We start from the raw sequence: 20411 nt of genomic DNA on the forward strand, positions 1-20411 counted from the left end.
GCGCAGCTCAGCGAGCATTTACTTGGTTAATTTTTCCTGAACGGGAAGCGTAAAACAGGAAAGCTACGTATTGCAAAAATCACCAGTTCCTGTCACTGGTTCTTATAGGTAATTGTCTTACCTTATGGCAGATTGAAATAACTGAAACCACCCTTTTAAAAGCGTACTCTTATGTTATACTGGCGCATAGAAGCCCTGCACCTGAAACTGAAGTATACCTGGAAAATAGCCAGGAACGCCAGCAACGAGAAAACCAATTTTCTGGTGCAGGTGTCGGATGGCACTTTTAATGGGTTTGGTGAAGCGGCACCTAACATCCGCTACGGCGAAACGCCAGAGCTTTTGCTGAAGCAATACCAGGTGCTGCTGATGGCAGGGCTGGCTAATGTGCGCTCTATGGAGGAACTGCTGGAGCTACTAACTGAGCACACCCCGGTTAATGCGTTGCGCTTTGCCGTGGAGTCGGCTTATCTGCACTACTTTTGCCAGCACAAAGGCATTGCGGTGCACGCGCTGCTAGGGCAGGAGGCACCGCGCCAGCAGGCTACCTGTTTTTCGCTTCCGATAATGGAGGTAGGAGAGGTGCAGCAGTTTATTGATCAAAACCAGTTGTACCGGTTCCAGAGCCTCAAGCTGAAGGTAAACAGGGAGCAGGGGCTCGACCTGGTGCAGGAAGTGCTTCGTATTACCGACCGCCCTTTGGTGGTAGATGCCAACGAAGGCTGGCACGAGCCCGATGACCTGATGCACTTTCTGGAGAAGCTGGATAAGCGACGTGTTTTGTTTGTAGAGCAGCCGATGCCCGCTTCGCATGTGGCGGCCTATGCTCATATCAAAGACAAAAGTCCGCTGCCGCTCGTTGCCGATGAATCTGTAACAGACCAGGTGGATATGGAGCTGATCCGGAGCCAGTTCCATGGTGTAAACATAAAGCTGATGAAGGCAGGCGGCTACCTGAATGCGGTGCGCCTGCTTAAGGAGGCCCGTAAGTATGGCCTGATGACCATGATGGGCTGTATGGTAGAAACAACCCTTGGCATCTGGTCGGCTATGCAAATGAGCAGCTCCTTCGATTTTGCCGATCTCGACGGTTTTTTGATTCTGGAGGAGGAGCCATTCGACCTGATAAGAGAAAAAGACGGGATGTTGTATCTTAAACAGTAAGTGCCCGGAGCGGCTCAGTCAGAGAAATTAACCTGAGGCTCCTGCCTTGGTACTTGGTAAAATGTATTGAATTTGTGTTTTTATAAGTAATTCTGAAAAGAAAGAACGCTGCTGTTGCCGTATTCAGAAGCTTTTGCCACAATAGCTACAAAATTATTTTTGAGGCTGTAACTAAAATATTTCTTTCATTTTCAGTTATTTGCTTTATCTTAAATGGAATATAAATAATTGTAGCAGCGGGAACAACAGCACCAAGGCTACTTTACCATCTAAACAACTACCTAACCTAGTATGAGGATAGAGGAAGAGATTAAACAGCCGACTTTTAAAGACGAGCATCATAAAGCTTATATTAACCTGGTGTATACCTCAGGGTGGCTACAGCTGGCACAGAGTAATTTATTTAAAAAATACGGACTCACGCTGCCGCAGTACAACATCATGCGCATACTCCGGGGGCAGCACCCAAAGCCTGCCACTGTTAGCCTGCTCATAGAGCGCATGCTCGACAAAACATCTAACGCTTCGCGCATTGTAGATAAGCTGGAAGCTAAAAAGCTGGTAACCCGCAGCCAATGCCAACACGACCGCCGCACCGTAGATGTACTGATTACTGAAAAGGGATTGGCCCTGCTCAAAGAAATGGATGGCCTGGAGGTAAGCGGACAGAAAGGGTTCCAGAGCCTTACGGTGGAGGAGGCGAAGGAGCTAAACCGCTTACTCGACAAGATAAGAGATTAACAAAATAACCACCCTCAGCCGCCTATGAAAAAGTTTGCTGTTCTGACTGCCGTTGCTGCAGCCGTAATTTTTCGGCCTACAAAACCGCTACTGCCCACACTGCCACGGCCTATGCAACCGAAGTAGCCACCCTTGCCAAAGGTAAAACCTACCAGGCAGTAATAGAAAGAAGCGAGCTAAAATGGAACGCTAAAAAAGTAGTAGGCGAGCATTATGGCACCCTCAAACTAAAGAGTGGCCAGCTTACCGCTGATAAAAGCAAAGTAACAGCAGGGAACTTTGTAATAGACATGACCAGCATTACCTGCACCGACAATGCTAAGGTAGGGGCGCACCTCTTAAACGGCGATTTTTTTGATGTTGCAAAGCATCCTACGGCTGTGTTTGTTATTACTGGCCTAAAGCCAGTAACCAATGCCGTGGCAAGTAAGTTAAACTACAATGTGACTGGCAACTTGACCATTAAGGGTATAACAAACACTGTTACCTTTCCGGCCATCATAACGGTAAAGGACGGGCTGGTTACGGCCAAGGCAGATGTGGTACTAGACCGCACCAAGTTCGACATTAAGTACCGCTCCAGCAATTTTTTCGGAGGCCTGGGCGATAAAGCCATATTAGACGAATTTACCGTGGCGCTGGATGTGGTGGCACAGGCAGCAGCTATGTAAAATCTGCCGCTAAATGTTTTCAAAGCTGCCCTGCGCCGGTTTCTGATGCGGGGCAGCTTTTTATTTTTTAAATTAGAAGTTTTTCTCCTTAAGAATTATAATATTGCTGCCTTCTGAGTTTGTTCTGTTTAAGGAGCGGGTCATTGTTTGTCCGTAACTCATAAATATCACCTCATCGTTTAGTGTCTGCCAAGGTAAAGTTGTCGTGCTTTAGCCCTGGCCCGATTATGTCTAGAATTGCTCCGGAAGGGCATTTTTATTAGAATAATTGGGTTTAGCTCCGATACCTGTTACCTGCTGGTGCACTGGCAAAAAACAATTTCCAGCCAACATGAAAAAAGCACTTGTTACACTTTTTGCTTTGTTTTCTCTCTCCGTATCTGCTCAAACAACTGTGGTTAACCGCGTAGCAGAACCGGTGGAATGGGTGAACCCACTAATGGGAACGGACTCGAAGCACAGTTTGTCGAATGGGAACACGTACCCGGCCATTGCCCTGCCATGGGGCATGAACTTCTGGACACCTCAAACAGGTAAAATGGGCGATGGCTGGGCCTATATGTACAGCGCCGACAAAATCAGAGGCTTTAAACAAACGCACCAGCCATCGCCATGGATGAATGATTACGGGCAATTTGCCATTATGCCAGTTACCGGCAAACTTCGGTTCAACGAAGACGACCGTGCCAGCTGGTTTTCGCACAAAGCAGAAGTTGTAAAGCCCTACTACTACAGCGTGTATCTGGCCGACCACGATGTAACCACTGAAATGGCTCCCACAGAGCGTGCCGTTAGCTTCCGGTTTACATTCCCCAAAACAGACAGCGCCTATGTGGTAATCGATGCCCTGGACAAGGGCTCTTATGTAAAGATTGTGCCGCAGGAGAACAAGATTATTGGCTACACCACCAAGAACAGTGGCGGCGTACCCGATAATTTCAAAAATTACTTTGTCATTCAGTTCGACAGGCCTTTTGCCTCCACCAATGTCTGGAATGGCAACGGACTGCAAGGGAATAAGCTGGAGCTGCAGGCAGATCATACCGGCGCAGTAGTTGGGTTCAAAACCAGCAAAGGAGAGCAGGTGACTGCGCGTATTGCCTCCTCCTTTATCAGCCACGAGCAGGCAACTCTTAACCTGAACGAGATTGGGAATGACAATTTCGATACCGTGAAGGAGAAAGGAAAGCAGATCTGGAACAAGGAACTAGGTAAAGTAGCGGCTGAAGGCGGCACCGTAGAACAAATGCAGACCTTCTACTCCTGCCTGTACCGCTCCCTGCTTTTTCCGAGGAAGTTTTATGAGCTGGATTCCAACGGGAAAGTAGTACACTACAGCCCCTACAACGGTAAGGTACTACCTGGTTACATGTTTACAGATACCGGCTTCTGGGATACCTTTCGGGCACTTTTCCCGTTCCTGAACCTGATGTACCCTACCGTGAGCGCGCAGATTCAGGAAGGCCTGGCAAACACGTTTAAAGAAGGTGGGTGGCTGCCGGAGTGGGCAAGCCCTGGTTACCGCAATGTGATGGTGGGCAACAACTCTGCCTCGGTGGTAGCAGATGCTTACCTCAAAGGAATGCGCGGCTACGACATCAACACCCTCTACAAAGCCGTGCTGAAAGGTGCCGAAAAGGAGGGGCCTTTAACGGCTGTAGGTCGTGCCGGAGCAGACTATTACACTAAGCTGGGGTACGTACCTTACGATGTAAACATAAACGAAAACGCCGCCCGCACCTTGGAGTACGCTTACGACGATTTTGCTATTTATCAACTAGCCAAGGCGCTTAAGCGACCTAAAAAAGAGGTAAAGCTGTTTGCGCAACGAGCCTTGAATTACCGCCACCTTTATGATCCCGCCACCGGCCTCATGCGCGGGAAAAACAAAGACGGCAGTTTTCAGGCTCCGTTCAATCCTTTTAAGTGGGGCGATGCTTTTACCGAAGGAAATAGCTGGCATTACACCTGGTCTGTTTTCCATGATGTGCAGGGGCTGATAGAGCTGATGGGAGGAAATCAAAAATTTGTAGCCAAGCTGGATTCTGTGTTTTCGCTGCCACCTGTTTACGACGAAAGTTATTACGGCTCGGTAATACACGAAATACGCGAAATGCAGATTGCCAACATGGGCCAGTATGCGCACGGAAACCAACCCATTCAGCACATGATCTACCTCTACAACTATGCCGGTGAACCCTGGAAAGCGCAGCACTGGGTGCGGGAAACCATGAACCGGATGTACCTGCCAACCCCGGATGGCTATTGTGGTGATGAAGACAACGGGCAGACATCTGCCTGGTACGTGTTCTCAGCTCTAGGATTTTACCCTGTTACACCAGCTACCGACCAGTATGTGCTGGGTGCTCCTTTATTCAAAAAAGTGACCCTACAGCTCGAAAGTGGCAAGCAGCTCGTTATAAACGCCCCTGGTAACAGCGCCGAGAAGAAGTACATCAGCAGCATGCAATTAAATGGCAAGCCTTACCCAAAAAACTGGCTGAGCCATTCTGAACTGCTGAAGGGAGCCGTGCTGGACTTTGACATGTCTGCCAAACCGAATCTGGAAAGAGGAACAAAACCAGATGCTTTTCCTTATTCGCTGTCGCGGGAGAAATAAAGCTTTTCAGTACTTCTGCTCTGAGGAATTAACTAGAACCTTTGGTAGGAATTTTTCTAATGAAAAACCTCTTCCAAAGGTTTTTTTTATTAGAAGTGCTCAAGGGTAGCTAATAGAAGATCGTTGCAGCTTTCAGTCCCCCGCCCATTGTCATCTTGAAAGGATCTTGTGGGCGAGATGCATCAGCTTCTGCTATTTTTTTGTTTAAGTTAGCATAGCTGCTGTTCCTGCTGTGACAGCAGAGTGAAGCTATTTCATTGCCTGAATCTTTGTTCTTTTTGTCTTGATACAAAAAGAACAAAAAAAATCAAGACCCGCCAAACTCGCTGAACGCTCAAACAGTGCCGGCTCAATAGGTGCACCTGGCAAAGGTGTTTTTTCTGTAGCTTGCTGTCGTATAATAAATTGGAAGAGTAGGCAGCTACTATCAAAGCTAAACCATTCCTTGGGTTGAGGCGCCGGGGGGAGGGGCCCTCTGTCACGGGTTTCCGGTGCCGCGGGAGCGGCAGCCCGCAAGGGCAGGAAAGATGTGCAGCGCCGATGCCCAAGGACGAGGCCCCGCGGCCGTGAACGCTCAGAGCCCCAGCAATGCAACACATTAGATAAAGGCACCGGATAAAGTAGCTACCAAGAAAAACGGAGCCCCATATGGCTATAGAAGAAAGCATCGAAAGTGTAGCAGCAGTTACATAAAAAAATAAAAAGCCTTCTGAAGGAATTATTCTAATGAAAAACCCCTTCAAGAGGTTTTTTTTCTTAAAAAAGCTCAAGGGTAGCCAGTTGCAATTTGTTGCCGCTTACAACACCTGCAGGCCTTTCCGTCGGTACTCGCTCAGCAGCGCATCATCGGGGGCTAGTTCTGTAATAATGGTATGCACGTTTTCGATGTGCGCTACCTTGTAAGGCTGTGTGGTGTTTAGCTTTTCTGCTAAGGGCAAAGACACTACATGTTTGGCACATGCTAGCAATGCCTGCTTCGTAAGGCTTTCTTCCCGGTCAAAATCTGTAATGCCCAGGTCGTGGTGCATGCTGCGGGTGCCTATAAAGCAAATATCGGCATGCAGGTCCCGCACAAAACTAATAACATCCAGCCCCACAGCTACCTGCGCATTTTTCAGAATCTTGCCGCCAATAAAAATGGTTTCCACTTTGGGGTGCTCAGATAATTGCAAGGCAATGGGCAGGCTGTTGGTGAAAACAGTTGCCTGTAAGTCGAGCGGCAACTGGCGGGCCAGCTCCAGGTTGGTAGTGCCGCCATCCATCACCACCACAAAATCGTCTTGTATTAGCGGTACGGCTTTTCGCACGATGATTACTTTCTCATCGTGAGCATAAATTTCGCGGTCTTTGTGACTAAATGGGATATAGGCATTCTGCACGGCTCCTCCGTGCACCTTCTTTATCTGGCCGCTATCAGAAAGCTCTTTCAGATCCCTACGAATGGTGTCTTCCGATACATTCAGGTTCAGGCTTAGTTCCGAAGATAGCACCCTGTTGTGCTTCCTTATTTCTTCTAGAATGAAATTTTGCCTTTCTTGTTTAAGCATGTTCTTTCGGTTTTCTGCATGAATGGCTGCTGCAATACTATCTTAAATCTAGCAACGATCACTTGAGTTGTCTGTACTAATTCTGATTTCTAGTAAAATAGAGCTTCAATTTAGCAAATTTATTAATTAACCTTAATTGTTAGCCGCATTGGCGCAAATATCGGCAGTGTTTATGCTTGTTTTTGCGGAATTTTTGCGTGTTTGTTTTGATTTGACAATTTTTGTTTGAATATTTAAGCTGTCAGTTTCAAACAGCTTTTCCAGAAACTATAGCTTAGATGACTACAAGAAGAAATTTTATAAAAGCAACAGGATTGGCGGTAGCCGGAGTCGCGTCAGGCTTTACAGCTGTGCCCTCATATGTAGTGGCAGATCCCTTCACTACCAAACGCCCAGCCCCCTCAGCCCGCAACTTTACCAGCAAAGCAGTAGAGAAAACTATAAAGGAGGTAAAGAAAAAGATTGGAGATAAGGAGCTGGCCTGGCTGTTTGAAAATTGTCTGCCCAATACCCTAGACACTACCGTGCACTACCAGGTGCTCAACGGAAAGCCCGATACTTTTGTAATTACCGGCGATATAGAGGCGATGTGGCTCCGGGATTCAACAGCGCAGGTGTGGCCTTACCTGCCCCTGGCAAACGAAGACAAGAAGCTGCAGGATATGTTGGCGGGAGTTATTAACCGGCAGGTAAAATGTATCCTGATTGACCCTTACGCAAATGCCTTTAACATGGGTCCTACGGGCAGCGAATGGGAAAAGGACCTGACCGACATGAAGCCGGAGCTACATGAGCGGAAGTGGGAGATCGATTCGTTGTGCTACCCCATACGGTTAGCATATGGCTACTGGAAAACGACTGGCGATACCTCCTGTTTTGATGCTGACTGGGCAAAAGCCATGGCGCTTACGCTCAAAACCTTCAAAGAGCAGCAACGAAAAGAGGGGAGCGGCCCTTACAGCTTTCAGCGCGTAACAGAAAAGCAGACCGATACGGTTGCCGGTGCCGGTTTTGGCTACCCTATCAACCCTGTCGGCCTCATCTGCTCTACCTTCCGGCCATCTGACGATGCCACTATTTACCTGTTCCTGGTGCCGTCTAATTTCTTTGCGGTGGTATCGTTGCGGCAACTTGCCGAAATGAGCCAGACTATTTTAAAAGATGCCGCTTTTGCGCGAGAATGCACTAGCCTGGCAGATGAGGTGGAGCAGGCCCTGCAGAAATATGCCGTAGCAGAACATCTCGATTTCGGGAAAATATTTCCGTTCGAAGTAGATGGCTTCGGCAACAAACTTTTTATGGACGATGCTAACGTGCCAAGCTTGCTGGGTCTTCCTTACCTCGGAGTTATGCCTATAACAGACCCTATTTACCAAAATACCCGCAAGTTTGTGCTGAGCGCTAACAACCCCTTCTTCTACAAAGGAAAAGCGGGAGAGGGTATAGGTGGTCCACATGTGGGCATAGAAATGATCTGGCCCATGAGCATTATCATGCGGGCGCTTACCAGTAGCTCTGATGCGGAGATAAAAGATTGCCTGCGCATACTGAAAACAACCCATGCTGGAACAGGCTTTATGCACGAAACTTTTCATAAAGATGATGCTACCAACTTTACCAGAAAGTGGTTTGCCTGGGCAAATACACTTTTCGGTGAGCTAATACTGAAGCTGCACAAGGAACGCCCGCACCTGTTGCGCGCCTAGTCCTCCGAAATATACCTGTCAGACTTTTTTCTTTCGCATGAAGCTAGTATCATCATATCTTCTGAAGTGGACGTTATTGGTTTACCTTCCGGTGCTTGGCCTGGTGCAGGCATGTACTACTACGCATAAGGAGAGCAAAAGCAGCAACGAGCTTACCACTTTTGTAAATCCCTTTATAGGCACCGGCGCACATGGCCATACCTATCCGGGTGCAACAGTGCCATTTGGTATGGTGCAACTGAGTCCTGATAACGGAGCACAAGGCTGGGATTGGTGCTCCGGCTACCACTACTCCGAAAATACTATTTCCGGTTTTAGTCATACACACCTGAGCGGCACTGGCATCGGCGATTTATGCGACATTTCTGTAATACCCGTAACAGGGGATGTAGATTTAAGTAAAGGTCCTGTTAAAGAGGCAAAACCCGCCTATGCCTCTACCTTCTCGCATGCCGATGAAGTTGCCAGCCCAGGCTATTATGCTGTAAAACTGCAGGATTATAACATTCGGGTAGAGCTAACAGCTACCGAGAGAGCCGGTTTTCATAAATACACTTTTCCTCAGTCTGATAAAGCATCGGTTGTCTTTAACCTGGGGTTCGCCATTAACTGGGACAGCCCAACTGATGCCTTCCTGAAGGTAGAGAATGATTCCACGGTGTCAGGCTATCGCTTGTCCAAAGGCTGGGCAGAAGACCAGCGGGTTTATTTTGTGGCCAGGTTTTCTAAACCATTTAAAAGCTACAGTACAGCCATGGACAGTGTGGTGCAGACAAACACAGCCGAAGCAAAAGGTAGAATCGTTAAGGCTAAATTTGATTTCAGCACTGCGCAAGACGAAGTTATTTATCTGAAAGTAGCTATCTCGTCTGCAAGTGTGGAGGGTGCCAGAGCTAACCTGGAAAAGGAGTTGCCTCATTGGAATTTTGAGCAGGTGAAAAATGAAGCAAATACTGCCTGGAACAATGCCTTAGCCTCCATACAGGTTACAAGCCCAAACGATACCCTTAAAGAAATCTTTTACACCGCCTTGTACCATACCAAGCTTGCGCCGGTCATTTTCAGCGATGTGCAACGTAACTACAAAGGCGCAGACGGACAGGTGCACCGGGCGCAGGACTTTACCAAGTACACTACCTTCTCGTTGTGGGATACTTTTCGTGCCGCCAACCCTTTGCTAACGCTTGTAGAGGCCGACCGAGTGAACGATATCATAAACTCTATGCTGACACATTACCGGCAACACGGGCTACTGCCAGTGTGGGAATTGCATGGCAACGAAACCAACACCATGACCGGGTATCATGCCATTCCGGTTATAGCCGATGCTTATTTTAAAGGATACCGCAATTACAATGTAGCCGAAGCTTATGAGGCCATGAAGAAAAGCGCCATGCAGGACATAAGAGGCGTGAACTTCTACAAACAGTATGGCTATATCCCTTCTGATTTAGAAGATGAGTCTGTGACCAAAAACCTTGAGTATGCTTACGATGATTGGTGCATAGCGCAGGTAGCCAAAGATTTAGGTAAAACAGAAGATTATGCTTACTTCACGAGAAGGGCAGGCAGCTATAACCTGCTGTTCGATGCTTCGGTTGGGTTTATGAGAGGAAAAAATGCCAACGGAACCTGGAACCCTACCTTCGACCCAAAGCACTCGGCACACCGCGAAGGCACCGATTACACAGAAGGGAACGCCTGGCAACACAGCTGGTTTGTACCCCACGATGTGCAAGGGCTTATAAACCTCCACGGCGGTAACCAGAAATTTATAGCAAAGCTGGATGACCTTTTTAACGAAGACTCCGAAATTACCGGCGACAATACTTCTCCTGATATATCGGGTCTGATCGGGCAGTATGCGCATGGTAATGAGCCGAGCCACCATATTGCCTATCTGTATAACTACGCCGGCGCACCCTGGAAAACACAGCAGACGGTGCGGCAGATTATGCAGCAAATGTACCAGGCTACACCCGATGGCATAAGCGGTAACGAAGACTGCGGACAAATGTCGGCCTGGTATGTATTTAGCGCCATGGGGTTTTACCCGGTTAATCCCGCTGAAGGCATCTACGTGATTGGGAGCCCCCTTTTTGAGGAAGTCAACATAAATCTGAAAGATGGCAAGCGCTTTAAAGTGGTGGCCAATCAAGTATCAGACAAGAACATGTACATCCAGTCAGCCACTTTGAACGGCAAGCCGCTTAACCGCTCTTTTATTTCGCATAAAGAGATTACAGAGGGTGGAACTTTAACATTTGAAATGGGCAGCCAACCAAATAAAACATGGGCCACTGCTACGGAAAGTTATCCGCCTTCCATGAGCAGGCGGTAACACACCCAAACAACCGATTTACTAACCAACAAAAGCACCACAAACATAACAGCATGAGTAGCAGAAGGAAATTCCTGAAATTATCTGCCTTGGGCACTACTTTTTTGAGTGGCCTGTACCCAATAGAACAAGCGTTTGCCGGATCGTTAGGCAAAAAAGCAGTAAATAAACCTGTTGTAATTTCTACCTGGGACCACGGTATGCCGGCCAACGATGCTGCCTGGAAAGTACTGTCGCAGAAAGGAAATGCCCTTGATGCAGTAGAGGCTGGTGTGCGGGTGCCGGAGGGAGATCCGCACATCAGAACCGTTGGCTACGGTGGCTACCCCGACAGAGAAGGCAAGGTAACCTTAGATGCCTGCATTATGGACAAGGATAGCAATTGTGGCGCAGTCGCTTTTTTGCAGCACATTAAGCACCCCATTTCTGTTGCCCGCAAAGTAATGGAAGACACGCCGCACGTGATGCTGGTAGGAGAGGGAGCCTTACAGTTTGCACTATCCAAAGGTTTTGCAAAAGAAAACCTGCTTACGCCGGAGTCTGAAAAGGACTGGAAAGAATGGATGAAGGAATCGAAGTACAAACCAGTTATCAACATAGAAAACCACGATACCATTGGAATGCTGGCGCTGGATGCGAATGGTGACCTGGCAGGAGCCTGCACAACAAGTGGCGCCTCCTATAAAATGCACGGTCGGGTAGGCGATTCTCCTATTATTGGGGCCGGATTGTTTGTGGATAACGAGGTAGGGGCAGCTACAGCAACAGGTTTAGGCGAGGCGGTTATCCGGATGGTTGGGAGCCATTTAGTGGTAGAACTGATGCGACAGGGTAACTCACCTGAAAAAGCCTGTAAGCTGGCAGTAGAACGCATTATAGCCAAGCATAAAGATGTGTCAGACCTGCAGGTGGGCTTTATTGCCTTAAACAAGCGGGGCGAGTATGGTGGGTATTGCATTCACAAAGGATTTAACTATGCGGTGCACACAAACTCGGGTAAACAACTGATAGATGGAAAGTACAAACTTTAGTTTTTCTGCCAGAAAGAAGCCAGTGCTGGAGGTTTGCGTAGATTCTATACTCTCTGCTGTGGCAGCTGAAAAGGGGGGAGCACAGCGCGTGGAACTGTGCAGCGGTTTGTCAGAAGGCGGTCTGACGCCCAGCTATGGCTTAATCAAAATAGTCAGGAAAAGCATTAATATTGGATTGCATGTGCTCATCAGGCCCAGAAGGGGTGACTTCTTGTACTCTGAGCTTGAGGTAGAAATCATGAAAAGAGATATTGAAGTTGCCAAAGAATTGGGTGCAGACGGTGTGGTGGTGGGAGCTTTGAAACCAGATGGGCAAGTAGATGTTGAACTGATGCAGTCCTTTATGGCTGTGGCCAAACCACTTTCCGTTACCTTTCATAGGGCTTTTGATGTTACCCCCGACCCCTACAAAGCCTTAAACGACCTGATAGAATTAAATGTAGACCGATTACTTACTTCAGGACAGCAAGGTACGGCTTTGGAAGGAGCAGCTTTGATAAGTGAATTAATAGAGCGTGCAGGAAATAACTTAACAGTTATGCCGGGCAGCGGCGTAAATGAGCGCAACATGCAGGAGCTTCTAAAGTTAACCGGGGCAACAGAGCTTCATACCTCTGCCCGGAAAAAGATTGCTAGTGACATGCTGTTTCGTAGAGATAACCTGCCCATGGCAGGAATGCAGCAACTCTCTGAGTATGAGAGCTTAGTGGCAGACGAACAAAAGATAACGACTATTTGTAGGTTGGCAGAAGCTGAGATTTAACTACGCTGTACCTGGCTGGTTTTGCCAGGCGTTCAGGCCTAATGGAAAGTCGATTCCAGGTAAGACTCCAGGTTCTGTTGCGTTATAATTTCTAACGGAAAAAGGTCGAAGTGTGGCGGCGCCTTTTTAAGCAATAAATGGTTTGCCAGATAGTTTATTCCTAAAAAAGCCTGGCGTTTCGGATTCTGGTTTATCAAAAAGTCGATAATGCCAGACCTTAGGTAATGTATATTTTCCTTGAGCAAATCGTAACCAACTAACCTGATATCTTTTTTTCCGCTCTTCTCTAATATAGATGAAATCAGAGAAGTGCCTTTGGAGGTGGAAACCAAAATACCCTTCAGCATTGGGTCTGAGAGCAGATGCTCTACTTCCTTTTCTATAGCTGTTTCTTTTAAACTGCCTAAGTCCAGCGTTTTGATGTTGTAATCGGCTCCGTTATGCTCAGCAAAGTACTCTTTAAATCCTCTTTCTTTTTCCAGCAAGTGTATGGAGTTATGGCTGTCTTCGTTTATGTGCAGCACAACAAAATTGCCCGAACCTCCTTGGCCTAGGCACATCAGTTCCGCTCCAACTTTTCCGCTGCTATATAAATTCTGGCCAATAAAGCTTAAGGGTTCTACTTCAGGTATATTCGTGTTAAACAGAATATAAGGAATGCCTAGATCCTTAAATTTTTGGAAATAGGGGAGGGCCTCATGGTAAAAAATGGGTGCAACCAAAATACCGTCGGGGTTTGCTTCCGTTAGTTTTTCTGCTACGCTTCTGAATGATTCTTTTTCGTATAAGTTGAAATAGAAAGGTTCTATAGAGAATTCGTACTGCGCCCACTCGGCTTCTGCCTGTTTGATGCCTTGTACAGATTGAGCCCAATATTCATCTAATGAGGGATCTGGAATTAACACAGCTATTCGGTATGTCTTTTTTGAGCCGAGGGTGCGTGCGATCAGGTTAGGTTTATAGTCCATTTGGTGCAATGTTTCCAGCACTTTCTGCATCGCTTCGTCAGAGACCCTGCCTCTGTTATGCAATACACGATCTACAGTGCCAATAGAAACACCTGCCAGCTGGGCAATATCCTTGATCCTAATTTTCTTCTTTTCCATTTAATCGTATGTAGCAAATGTTCAGGTATCTTTGCTGTGTTTAAATGTAAGGTTTATAACTATTTAACCTGCTACCCTATCGGATTAACTAAGTAACATTATCAATTTTAGCAAACTGATCTTTTCTTTTTTACCAGCCCTGCTTCTTTTTTAGCCAAAGTGAACTTAGTAGTATGCTGTTTCTGAAAACAGTGTACGAAAAAAGTTTCTGAGGTGGGTTGAAAAATTACATGCAAAAAGTAAACCTTTTGTATCAGTGTCCATCCTTATTAAGGCCTCCTTTGGGAAAAGCAGAGATTTGAAGCTTGCTTTTACTACACACCAGTACTGCTATTGGAGTAAAGGTAAAGCTTCTTTTTAAAATTCATGTTTCTTTGCCAGCTACGTTGAGAAAGTATCAATTTCCTCATACCATGTTTTAAACATCCAGTAGCTTTTTAGGAAATAAATTCTTTCTTAGAAGCCACCACGCATCCTGAGGGGACACATTTTTGCTAATCCCGCCCCTAGTGCCGCTTTGCCTGATGTAGTGAGCAGTTGGTGTTGTTATCCAGAAAAGAAATCTTTATAGCGAGTCCTGTTTTATACAGAACATATCTGGAAGGCTGTTTTGATTAGAATAATTTCAACTTACAACTTAGGAGGTTCCTGTGTGTTGTTTACAGAAAACACTGCTGCTGACTTGATATTTAAATTACTCTAATAAAACTGTACTTCCTGAGGTTAATATGCTCGTTTTGGCATCTTGATTCCCGGCAAATGCTTTTAACTGCTGTGTATTTTGCAACCCAGCTGCCTTTATTACATTATAAGGGTATGTGGCTAAAGGTACTCACCCTTATAAAGATGATACCAATTTTCCAAAAAACAAAATTATTTTGCAACTTTTCCTTTCCCATGTTTCCGTGCACAAGGGTGGTGTTGCCGGACACATTATTTTTTTGTAAAATTTATTTTTCGGAAAAATGTTTCTTTTTGGCCTTGTTCAAATAGGATAGCAGTTATAGAAATTTTCAGCATCAAAGACATTGTTAAAACATAGTTGTTAAACCTTTTAAAAATAAATCTGCTTTCTTAGCCGGCAAATGGCCTAAATAGAAATATTTTTGAGTTTTACCTAAGTTTACTCTATTGTAACAGAGGAATAGATCAGGCTTTTTAAACAACGTGCACTCGTTAGTGTTTCCGCACACAGGTAATGTGTTACCGCACACATTTGTTATTTTTAATTTGTTTTTCTGAATTTAGTTCTCTACCTTAGGTACATCAATAGAGATCTATTATCATAATAGCTATTGTACTTTCCGGCCAATGTGTAAAGTCTAATCCAAGTTAGATTTTTGAGTTTCTTGAGAACTTGTTGAGGTACTTAAAAATTGTGCTTTATACGGTTGTAGTGTAGCAATAAATCCCAATTAGTAAGAGTAATAACTGGCGTATCTTGTACTGGATATGTGCAGATGTTTATTAATTCAGGCAATTGTACAGTATCTTATTCGCCACTCTCCAGAACAAAGTTAACTTCTTTGTTTTAGGATAATTTATATTTGTAAGTTAATATTTTGCTTCGAGGCAACAGGTGCGGGCATTCCGTTCATCCTAAATTATTTATAAACTAACGATTTTAATATATCCACACTTACCTAACATAATGCACATTTAACTCTAATTATTTACTTAATCTAAACCAATATGAGAAAATACATTACACTGTTTTTTAGTGTCTTGTTGGTGTTTTCGTTCCAGATGGCATGGGCTCAGCAAGTCATTACAGGAAAGGTTACCGATGAGAAGCAGCAACCGTTACCTGGCGTTACAGTTTTGCTAAAAGGTACGACTACCGGAACATCTACTGATATAGATGGTGCATATTCGTTGCAAGTACCCAATGGAAGCGGTACGCTTGTTTTTTCATTTATAGGTTTTCTTGCAAAAGAGGTGCCTGTCAGTAATCGTGCGATTATAGATGTTGTCCTTGTTTCCGATTCAAAAACACTTAACGAAGTGGTTGTAACCGCTTTAGGTATTTCTAAAGACCAACGTGCGCTTGGTTATGCCACCAGCACGGTGAGCGCCCAGGAAATAACTCAGGCTGGTAACACCAACTTTGCTTCTGCATTGTACGGTAAAGCTGCCGGTGTTAAAATTACCACTGCGCCAGGTGGTGCCACCAGTGGGGTAAACGTGCAGATCAGGGGTATTAACTCACTTTCTTATAATACACAACCACTTTATGTGGTAGATGGGGTGCTTATCCGGAACAACAACGAGCGTGGTGCCAGTGGTAGTAACAACGGCGGTTACTGGGATGACCAAAGAATTAGAGGCAATGGTATTTTAGATATAAACCCTTCTGATATCGAGTCTTTGACCGTGTTGAAAGGTGCCAGTGCCACAGCACTTTATGGTTCTGATGCGGCAAGTGGTGTAATTGTAATTACAACTAAAAAAGGATCATCCAGACAAGGTTTAGGAGTAGATGTGAACTACACGTACAATGTAGAGAATGTTGCTTTTACGCCTAAATACCAGAACATCTACGGACCTGGTTACGACAGAGCTACAAACGCATCAGTAGGTGCTACAGAAGAAGGTTGGATTCCGGTTGACTCAAACGGTGATGGAACACCTGACGGTATCCGTCCGAACTTTAGATCCTGGGCGCAGTTTGGCCCTAAAATGGAAGGGCAGGAAGTTTACTGGTGGGATGGTTCCAGAAGAAACTTCAATGCCCAGCCAGATAACTATAAAGAGTTTTACCAGACAGGCTTTAACTCTATTATAAATGCAGCGCTTTCTAACCAAACGGATAAGGCAACTTACCGCCTCTCTTACACCCGCAACGATTACGAAGGTGTGCAGCGTGGTGGTAGCATGACCCGCAATACCTTTAACCTGAACAGCACGCTCAAAATATCTAATAAACTGACTGCTGACATCGTAGCGAATTATGTAAACAGCTATGTTAAAAACCGCCCGATGCAGATAAACAGGCTCACTGCTTCTTACGACGGATTTTTAGGTCGTTCAGAAGATATGTCAGTTTGGTTAGATAAATACCAAACATCAGAAGGTTATAAATACGTGTTACCAGCACAACGCGAGCGTAACCCACAAGAGGCCCTGGCATACAATATTCGACCTGAAATACTGAATTTCCTTTGGAGCCAGCTGCGTAACAGAGAAGAGGAATTTGAGGACAGAATTATCACCAGTGCTACCTTGAATTATGAAATTGGAAAAGGCTTCCGCCTGAGAGGTCGTGTAGGTAACGACTTTACCAACCGCGCTATCGAAAGCTTCCAGTACAACGAGTATCCTATAGCCTTTAACCAAAGCAACAGTACCGGGTATTATGGTACTTCAAAAGGCCGCTATGCTACTTTCTACGGCGATGCCTTGCTCTCTTATTCAAAAGATATAACTGAAGACTTTGAATTTACAGTAAACGGTGGTTTCCAGGGTAGAACAGAAAACTACAGCGACCAGTCTTCCGGCACCAGAGACGGTTTGACTACGGCTAACTGGTTTAGCTTAAACAACTCATTCAACTTGCCAACTACAACGGCTTCGCGTGCAGAAGTTACCAAGTATGCCTATTTGGGTACTATGAGCTTTAACTACAAAGACTTCCTCTTTGTTGAAGGTACAGGCCGTCAGGAGTACACCTCTACGCTACCTACTGCTAACAACAGTTACTTCTACCCATCAGTGAACGCTGGTTTTGTTTTCACAGATGCTATTGCGTTACCACAATTCTTAAGCTACGGTAAATTAAGAGCTTCTTATGGTGTGGTAGGTAATGCTCCTCCTTATTATAGAGCTAACATTACCTATAGCCAAACACCATTGCAAACGATAAATGGTCCGGTTCCATCATTGAGCTCAAATAGAGAATATGGAAACGAGTCGTTGGTAGCAGAGAATAAGTATGAAAAGGAATTTGGTTTAGATACCAAGATTCTGAACGGCCTGATTGGCGTTGACCTTTCGTACTATACTAGTCGTGTAAAAAATCAGATTCTTCCTTTGGCGCTGCCAACCAGTGTGGGTGCCGGAAACCGAATATCTAACATTGGTGAAATACAAAGCTATGGCTGGGAACTTGCTCTGAACGCCGAGCCTATCACCTCCGCCGCATTTAACTGGACTACCCGCTTCAATTTTGCCATTAACCGCAGCAAGGTAAATAGCCTGACCGACGGTCTGGAAGAGATTGTGTTTTACGATGCTGAGCAGAGCGCTGTACGTGTGGTAGCCAGAGTTGGCGAAACAATCGGCGACATCTATGTTTTCCCGCGTGCAACAGATGCTAACGGAAACCATATAATTGGCTCAAACGGCTTGTATGTAATCGACAAAACACGTTACGAGAAAGCAGGTAACATTCTGCCAAAAGTAGTTGGTGGTTTCTCTAACACCATGTCTTTCAAAAATTTCTCTCTTGACTTCCTGGTGGATTACCGCTTAGGTGGCCAAATCGTATCTACTCCGCTGAAATATGCTTATGGTGCCGGTATGTTCGAAAACACTATGCAATACCGCGACGAAGCCAATGGTGGTTTGCCTTACTACATGGATGGTACTACCAAAGTGCTGTTGCCTAGCCACAACGCTACCGCTCCAAATGGCAGTACTGTTTACCACGATGGTGTGCTGCTGGAAGGTGTAACTGCTGAGGGTGAGACCAACACAACTGTTGTAGATGCTGCTTACTACTACATGAATACTTTCTACTGGGGTGCAGATGCCTGGAATGCGAAAGGCTCTGTGTATGATAACAGCTATGTTAAAATGCGCGAGCTGGTGTTAGGTTATAACCTGCCACAAAGTTTTGCACAGAAAATGAAGTTCCAGAACCTGCGTGTGTCGTTAGTTGGTAGAAACTTGTTCTACTTCTGGAGAACGCTTGAGAACCTTGACCCTGAAGCTCCAATTGGTTCGCAGTGGTACCGCCAAGGTATAGACGAAGGTTCCAGCGCTGCTACCCGTAGCATTGGTTTCCAGATTAATGCTAGCTTTTAATTACTGGTAAGGGACTTAAAACTTAATTAGAATTTAGTTATGAAGAGAATTTTCATTTATATAGTTACGTTAACAACTGCCTTTACCAGCTTAACGGCTTGTAAAGACCAACTGGAGGAGAACTTCATCAACCCCGACCAAACAACCAATGCGTCGATAGGTGGTTTCTTTACAGAGATGCTGGACAACAACCGGGTTCGCCCTTCTTATTGGGATGTTCGTACGTTTATAGCCCAGCAGCCTGGTGTGTATACCCAGTCGCTGTCTTTCCAAAACTCCAACACCATGTACCAGCAAAACCCTGGTTATATCCAGAACCGTTGGGACGATTTTTACAGACCAGGTGGCGATGGCGGTGGTGCCATGGTGCATTACCGCGCCATAGAAGCCGCTTATGCAAAATTACCTGAAGCCGACAAAGCCACTGCAGACATTTTCGTGCAGGCTGCTAAGGTAATTATGCTCGACGAAGCGTCTGAAATGGTTGATATGTGGGGTGACATTCCGTTTAGCGAAGCTGGTAGCTTGGCCGCGACCGGAACAATTGTGCGACCTAAATTCGACACAGCCGAAGAAGTGTATGCCGCTATCTTTGCTGGGCTAGAAGAAGCATCCACTTACTTCGCCACTGCCCAAACCAACCCTTCTTTTCAGAAGCAGGACATCATGCTGAGCGGCAACGTAGACAAGTGGAGACGCTATACCAACTCGCTGTTGCTGCGTTTGTACATGCGTACTTCTTTTGTAGATGAGGGAACTTCTCAAACTAAAATTATGGCCATGCTGAGCAATCCTGCTCAGTATCCGCTGGTTGATGAGACAAGCCATAACATCCTTTTGGCACCGCTCACAAACTATACTGACAACCTGAATAACGCCTTGACAGAGATCAATAGCTTCTCGGCACCGGAATACATGCTGGAAACAGTATTAAAGCCTGCTAACGATCCGCGTATAGATGTGCTGTTCGATAAATATGGCAGAACTGTTAACGGTAATTTTGTGCCGAACCCAGAGTTCAAAGCTATGCCGATGAGCCTTGGTGCAGAAGAGCAGGTACAACGTAGAGAAGAATTTGCCATTCTGGATTCAGCTACTTTCCTGAATAACACCAGCTTGCCTGGAATAGTAATGACAGCTGCAGAAGTTAACTTCCTGAAGGCTGAAGCCTTTGAGCGCTGGGGAGGAGGAGAGGCAGAAACGGCATACAAAATGGGTATTCGTCAATCTGTAGAATTTTACTACTACCTGCACAGCCTGAGCACAATTGCAAACGAGACAGCACCAACTGCTGAGGAAATCACGGCCTTCCTGGAAGGTGCAGCTATTGCCTACACAGGTACTGCACAGGAGAAACTAGCTAAGATCTGGACTCAGAAATGGGTACACTTTGGTTTCCTTCAGGCTGTACAAAGCTGGTCTGAGTACAGAAGAACAGGTTATCCGCAGCTAACATTCAGACCTGCAACGTTAGCCGGCTTCGAAACCCCTCCGACTCGCTTAATGTACCCAAGCAGCGAGAACGCCTACAACAGCGACAACTATCAGAAGGTTAGAAGCAAAGACATCCGTACCGGGAAAATTTTCTGGGATGTAAACTAATAAATATGGTCAGAAGAGATTGCTAAGCTGGCTGCTTGGCAATCTCTTTTTTCTTACATCACACGCTTATACATAAATCAAAACCTAGAGCAGT

At 45.7% G+C, this 20411-nt stretch carries 12 protein-coding genes; 10 read left to right on the forward strand and 2 right to left on the reverse strand.

What is annotated here, in order from left to right:
- Positions 1 to 171: 171 nt before the first annotated feature.
- The 4 genes from ACMA1I_RS07295 (at position 172) to ACMA1I_RS07310 (ending at position 5196) form a co-directional block, all read left to right on the forward strand.
- On the forward strand, positions 172 to 1164 hold the full coding sequence (locus ACMA1I_RS07295; protein ID WP_337067639.1) for a dipeptide epimerase: 993 nt from the start codon (positions 172 to 174) through the stop codon (positions 1162 to 1164).
- Positions 1165 to 1455: 291 nt separating this feature from the next.
- Positions 1456 to 1905, forward strand: a complete 450-nt coding sequence (locus ACMA1I_RS07300; protein WP_337067640.1) for a MarR family winged helix-turn-helix transcriptional regulator — start codon at positions 1456 to 1458, stop codon at positions 1903 to 1905.
- Positions 1906 to 2066: 161 nt separating this feature from the next.
- Entirely contained in the window at positions 2067 to 2576 is a 510-nt protein-coding gene (locus ACMA1I_RS07305) for a YceI family protein (protein WP_337067713.1), read from the forward strand.
- Between the two features lie 331 nt (positions 2577 to 2907).
- The gene (locus ACMA1I_RS07310; protein ID WP_337067641.1) at positions 2908 to 5196 is read left to right on the forward strand and encodes a GH92 family glycosyl hydrolase; all 2289 of its coding nucleotides are present in this window, start codon (positions 2908 to 2910) and stop codon (positions 5194 to 5196) included.
- A gap of 797 nt (positions 5197 to 5993) precedes the next feature.
- On the opposite strand, the gene ACMA1I_RS07315 is transcribed toward ACMA1I_RS07310, so the two are convergent.
- The gene (locus ACMA1I_RS07315) at positions 5994 to 6743 is read right to left on the reverse strand and encodes a DeoR/GlpR family DNA-binding transcription regulator (protein ID WP_337067642.1); all 750 of its coding nucleotides are present in this window, start codon (positions 6741 to 6743) and stop codon (positions 5994 to 5996) included.
- A 278-nt stretch (positions 6744 to 7021) separates the two neighbouring features.
- Between ACMA1I_RS07315 and ACMA1I_RS07320 the strand changes: the two genes are divergently transcribed.
- The 4 genes from ACMA1I_RS07320 to ACMA1I_RS07335 are packed head-to-tail and all read left to right on the forward strand — an operon-like array spanning position 7022 to position 12584.
- Positions 7022 to 8449, forward strand: coding sequence for a glycoside hydrolase family 125 protein (locus tag ACMA1I_RS07320; RefSeq protein ID WP_337067643.1), 1428 nt, complete (start codon positions 7022 to 7024; stop codon positions 8447 to 8449).
- A 37-nt stretch (positions 8450 to 8486) separates the two neighbouring features.
- Positions 8487 to 10790 carry a GH92 family glycosyl hydrolase gene (locus tag ACMA1I_RS07325; RefSeq protein WP_337067644.1) on the forward strand — a complete coding sequence of 768 codons (2304 nt, stop codon included), beginning with the start codon at positions 8487 to 8489 and terminating at the stop codon, positions 10788 to 10790.
- 53 nt (positions 10791 to 10843) lie between these two features.
- Complete coding sequence (locus ACMA1I_RS07330; RefSeq protein WP_337067645.1) at positions 10844 to 11821, forward strand: N(4)-(beta-N-acetylglucosaminyl)-L-asparaginase; 978 nt, start codon at positions 10844 to 10846, stop codon at positions 11819 to 11821.
- Positions 11802 to 12584 (forward strand): copper homeostasis protein CutC, encoded by a 783-nt coding sequence (locus tag ACMA1I_RS07335; protein ID WP_337067646.1) that lies wholly within the window; start codon positions 11802 to 11804, stop codon positions 12582 to 12584. The genes ACMA1I_RS07330 and ACMA1I_RS07335 overlap by 20 nt, the downstream gene beginning before the upstream one ends.
- Before the next feature lie 38 nt (positions 12585 to 12622).
- Here ACMA1I_RS07335 and ACMA1I_RS07340 read toward each other — a convergent pair whose 3' ends face one another.
- A complete protein-coding gene (locus ACMA1I_RS07340; RefSeq protein ID WP_337067647.1) occupies positions 12623 to 13690 on the reverse strand; it encodes a LacI family DNA-binding transcriptional regulator in 1068 nt (355 codons plus the stop codon).
- Positions 13691 to 15382: 1692 nt separating this feature from the next.
- On the opposite strand from ACMA1I_RS07340, the gene ACMA1I_RS07345 reads away from it, so the two are divergent.
- Both ACMA1I_RS07345 and ACMA1I_RS07350 read left to right on the forward strand, forming a co-directional pair.
- Positions 15383 to 18715 (forward strand): SusC/RagA family TonB-linked outer membrane protein, encoded by a 3333-nt coding sequence (locus ACMA1I_RS07345; RefSeq protein WP_337067648.1) that lies wholly within the window; start codon positions 15383 to 15385, stop codon positions 18713 to 18715.
- A gap of 39 nt (positions 18716 to 18754) precedes the next feature.
- The gene (locus tag ACMA1I_RS07350) at positions 18755 to 20317 is read left to right on the forward strand and encodes a SusD/RagB family nutrient-binding outer membrane lipoprotein (RefSeq protein WP_337067649.1); all 1563 of its coding nucleotides are present in this window, start codon (positions 18755 to 18757) and stop codon (positions 20315 to 20317) included.
- Positions 20318 to 20411: the final 94 nt, after the last annotated feature.

Source organism: Pontibacter sp. 13R65, assembly GCF_047525655.1.
Classification (GTDB): Bacteria; Bacteroidota; Bacteroidia; order Cytophagales; family Hymenobacteraceae; genus Pontibacter.

Excerpts from the sequence above, each read along its gene's own strand:
- ACMA1I_RS07325 (WP_337067644.1), top strand. The coding sequence starts at position 8,487 with ATGAAGCTAGTATCATCATATCTTCTGAAGTGGACGTTATTGGTTTAC.
- ACMA1I_RS07300 (WP_337067640.1), top strand. The coding sequence starts at position 1,456 with ATGAGGATAGAGGAAGAGATTAAACAGCCGACTTTTAAAGACGAGCAT.
- ACMA1I_RS07310 (WP_337067641.1), top strand. The coding sequence starts at position 2,908 with ATGAAAAAAGCACTTGTTACACTTTTTGCTTTGTTTTCTCTCTCCGTA.
- ACMA1I_RS07330 (WP_337067645.1), top strand. The coding sequence starts at position 10,844 with ATGAGTAGCAGAAGGAAATTCCTGAAATTATCTGCCTTGGGCACTACT.
- ACMA1I_RS07335 (WP_337067646.1), top strand. The coding sequence starts at position 11,802 with ATGGAAAGTACAAACTTTAGTTTTTCTGCCAGAAAGAAGCCAGTGCTG.
- ACMA1I_RS07345 (WP_337067648.1), top strand. The coding sequence starts at position 15,383 with ATGAGAAAATACATTACACTGTTTTTTAGTGTCTTGTTGGTGTTTTCG.
- ACMA1I_RS07340 (WP_337067647.1), bottom strand. The coding sequence starts at position 13,690 with ATGGAAAAGAAGAAAATTAGGATCAAGGATATTGCCCAGCTGGCAGGT.
- ACMA1I_RS07350 (WP_337067649.1), top strand. The coding sequence starts at position 18,755 with ATGAAGAGAATTTTCATTTATATAGTTACGTTAACAACTGCCTTTACC.
- ACMA1I_RS07295 (WP_337067639.1), top strand. The coding sequence starts at position 172 with ATGTTATACTGGCGCATAGAAGCCCTGCACCTGAAACTGAAGTATACC.
- ACMA1I_RS07320 (WP_337067643.1), top strand. The coding sequence starts at position 7,022 with ATGACTACAAGAAGAAATTTTATAAAAGCAACAGGATTGGCGGTAGCC.
- ACMA1I_RS07315 (WP_337067642.1), bottom strand. The coding sequence starts at position 6,743 with ATGCTTAAACAAGAAAGGCAAAATTTCATTCTAGAAGAAATAAGGAAG.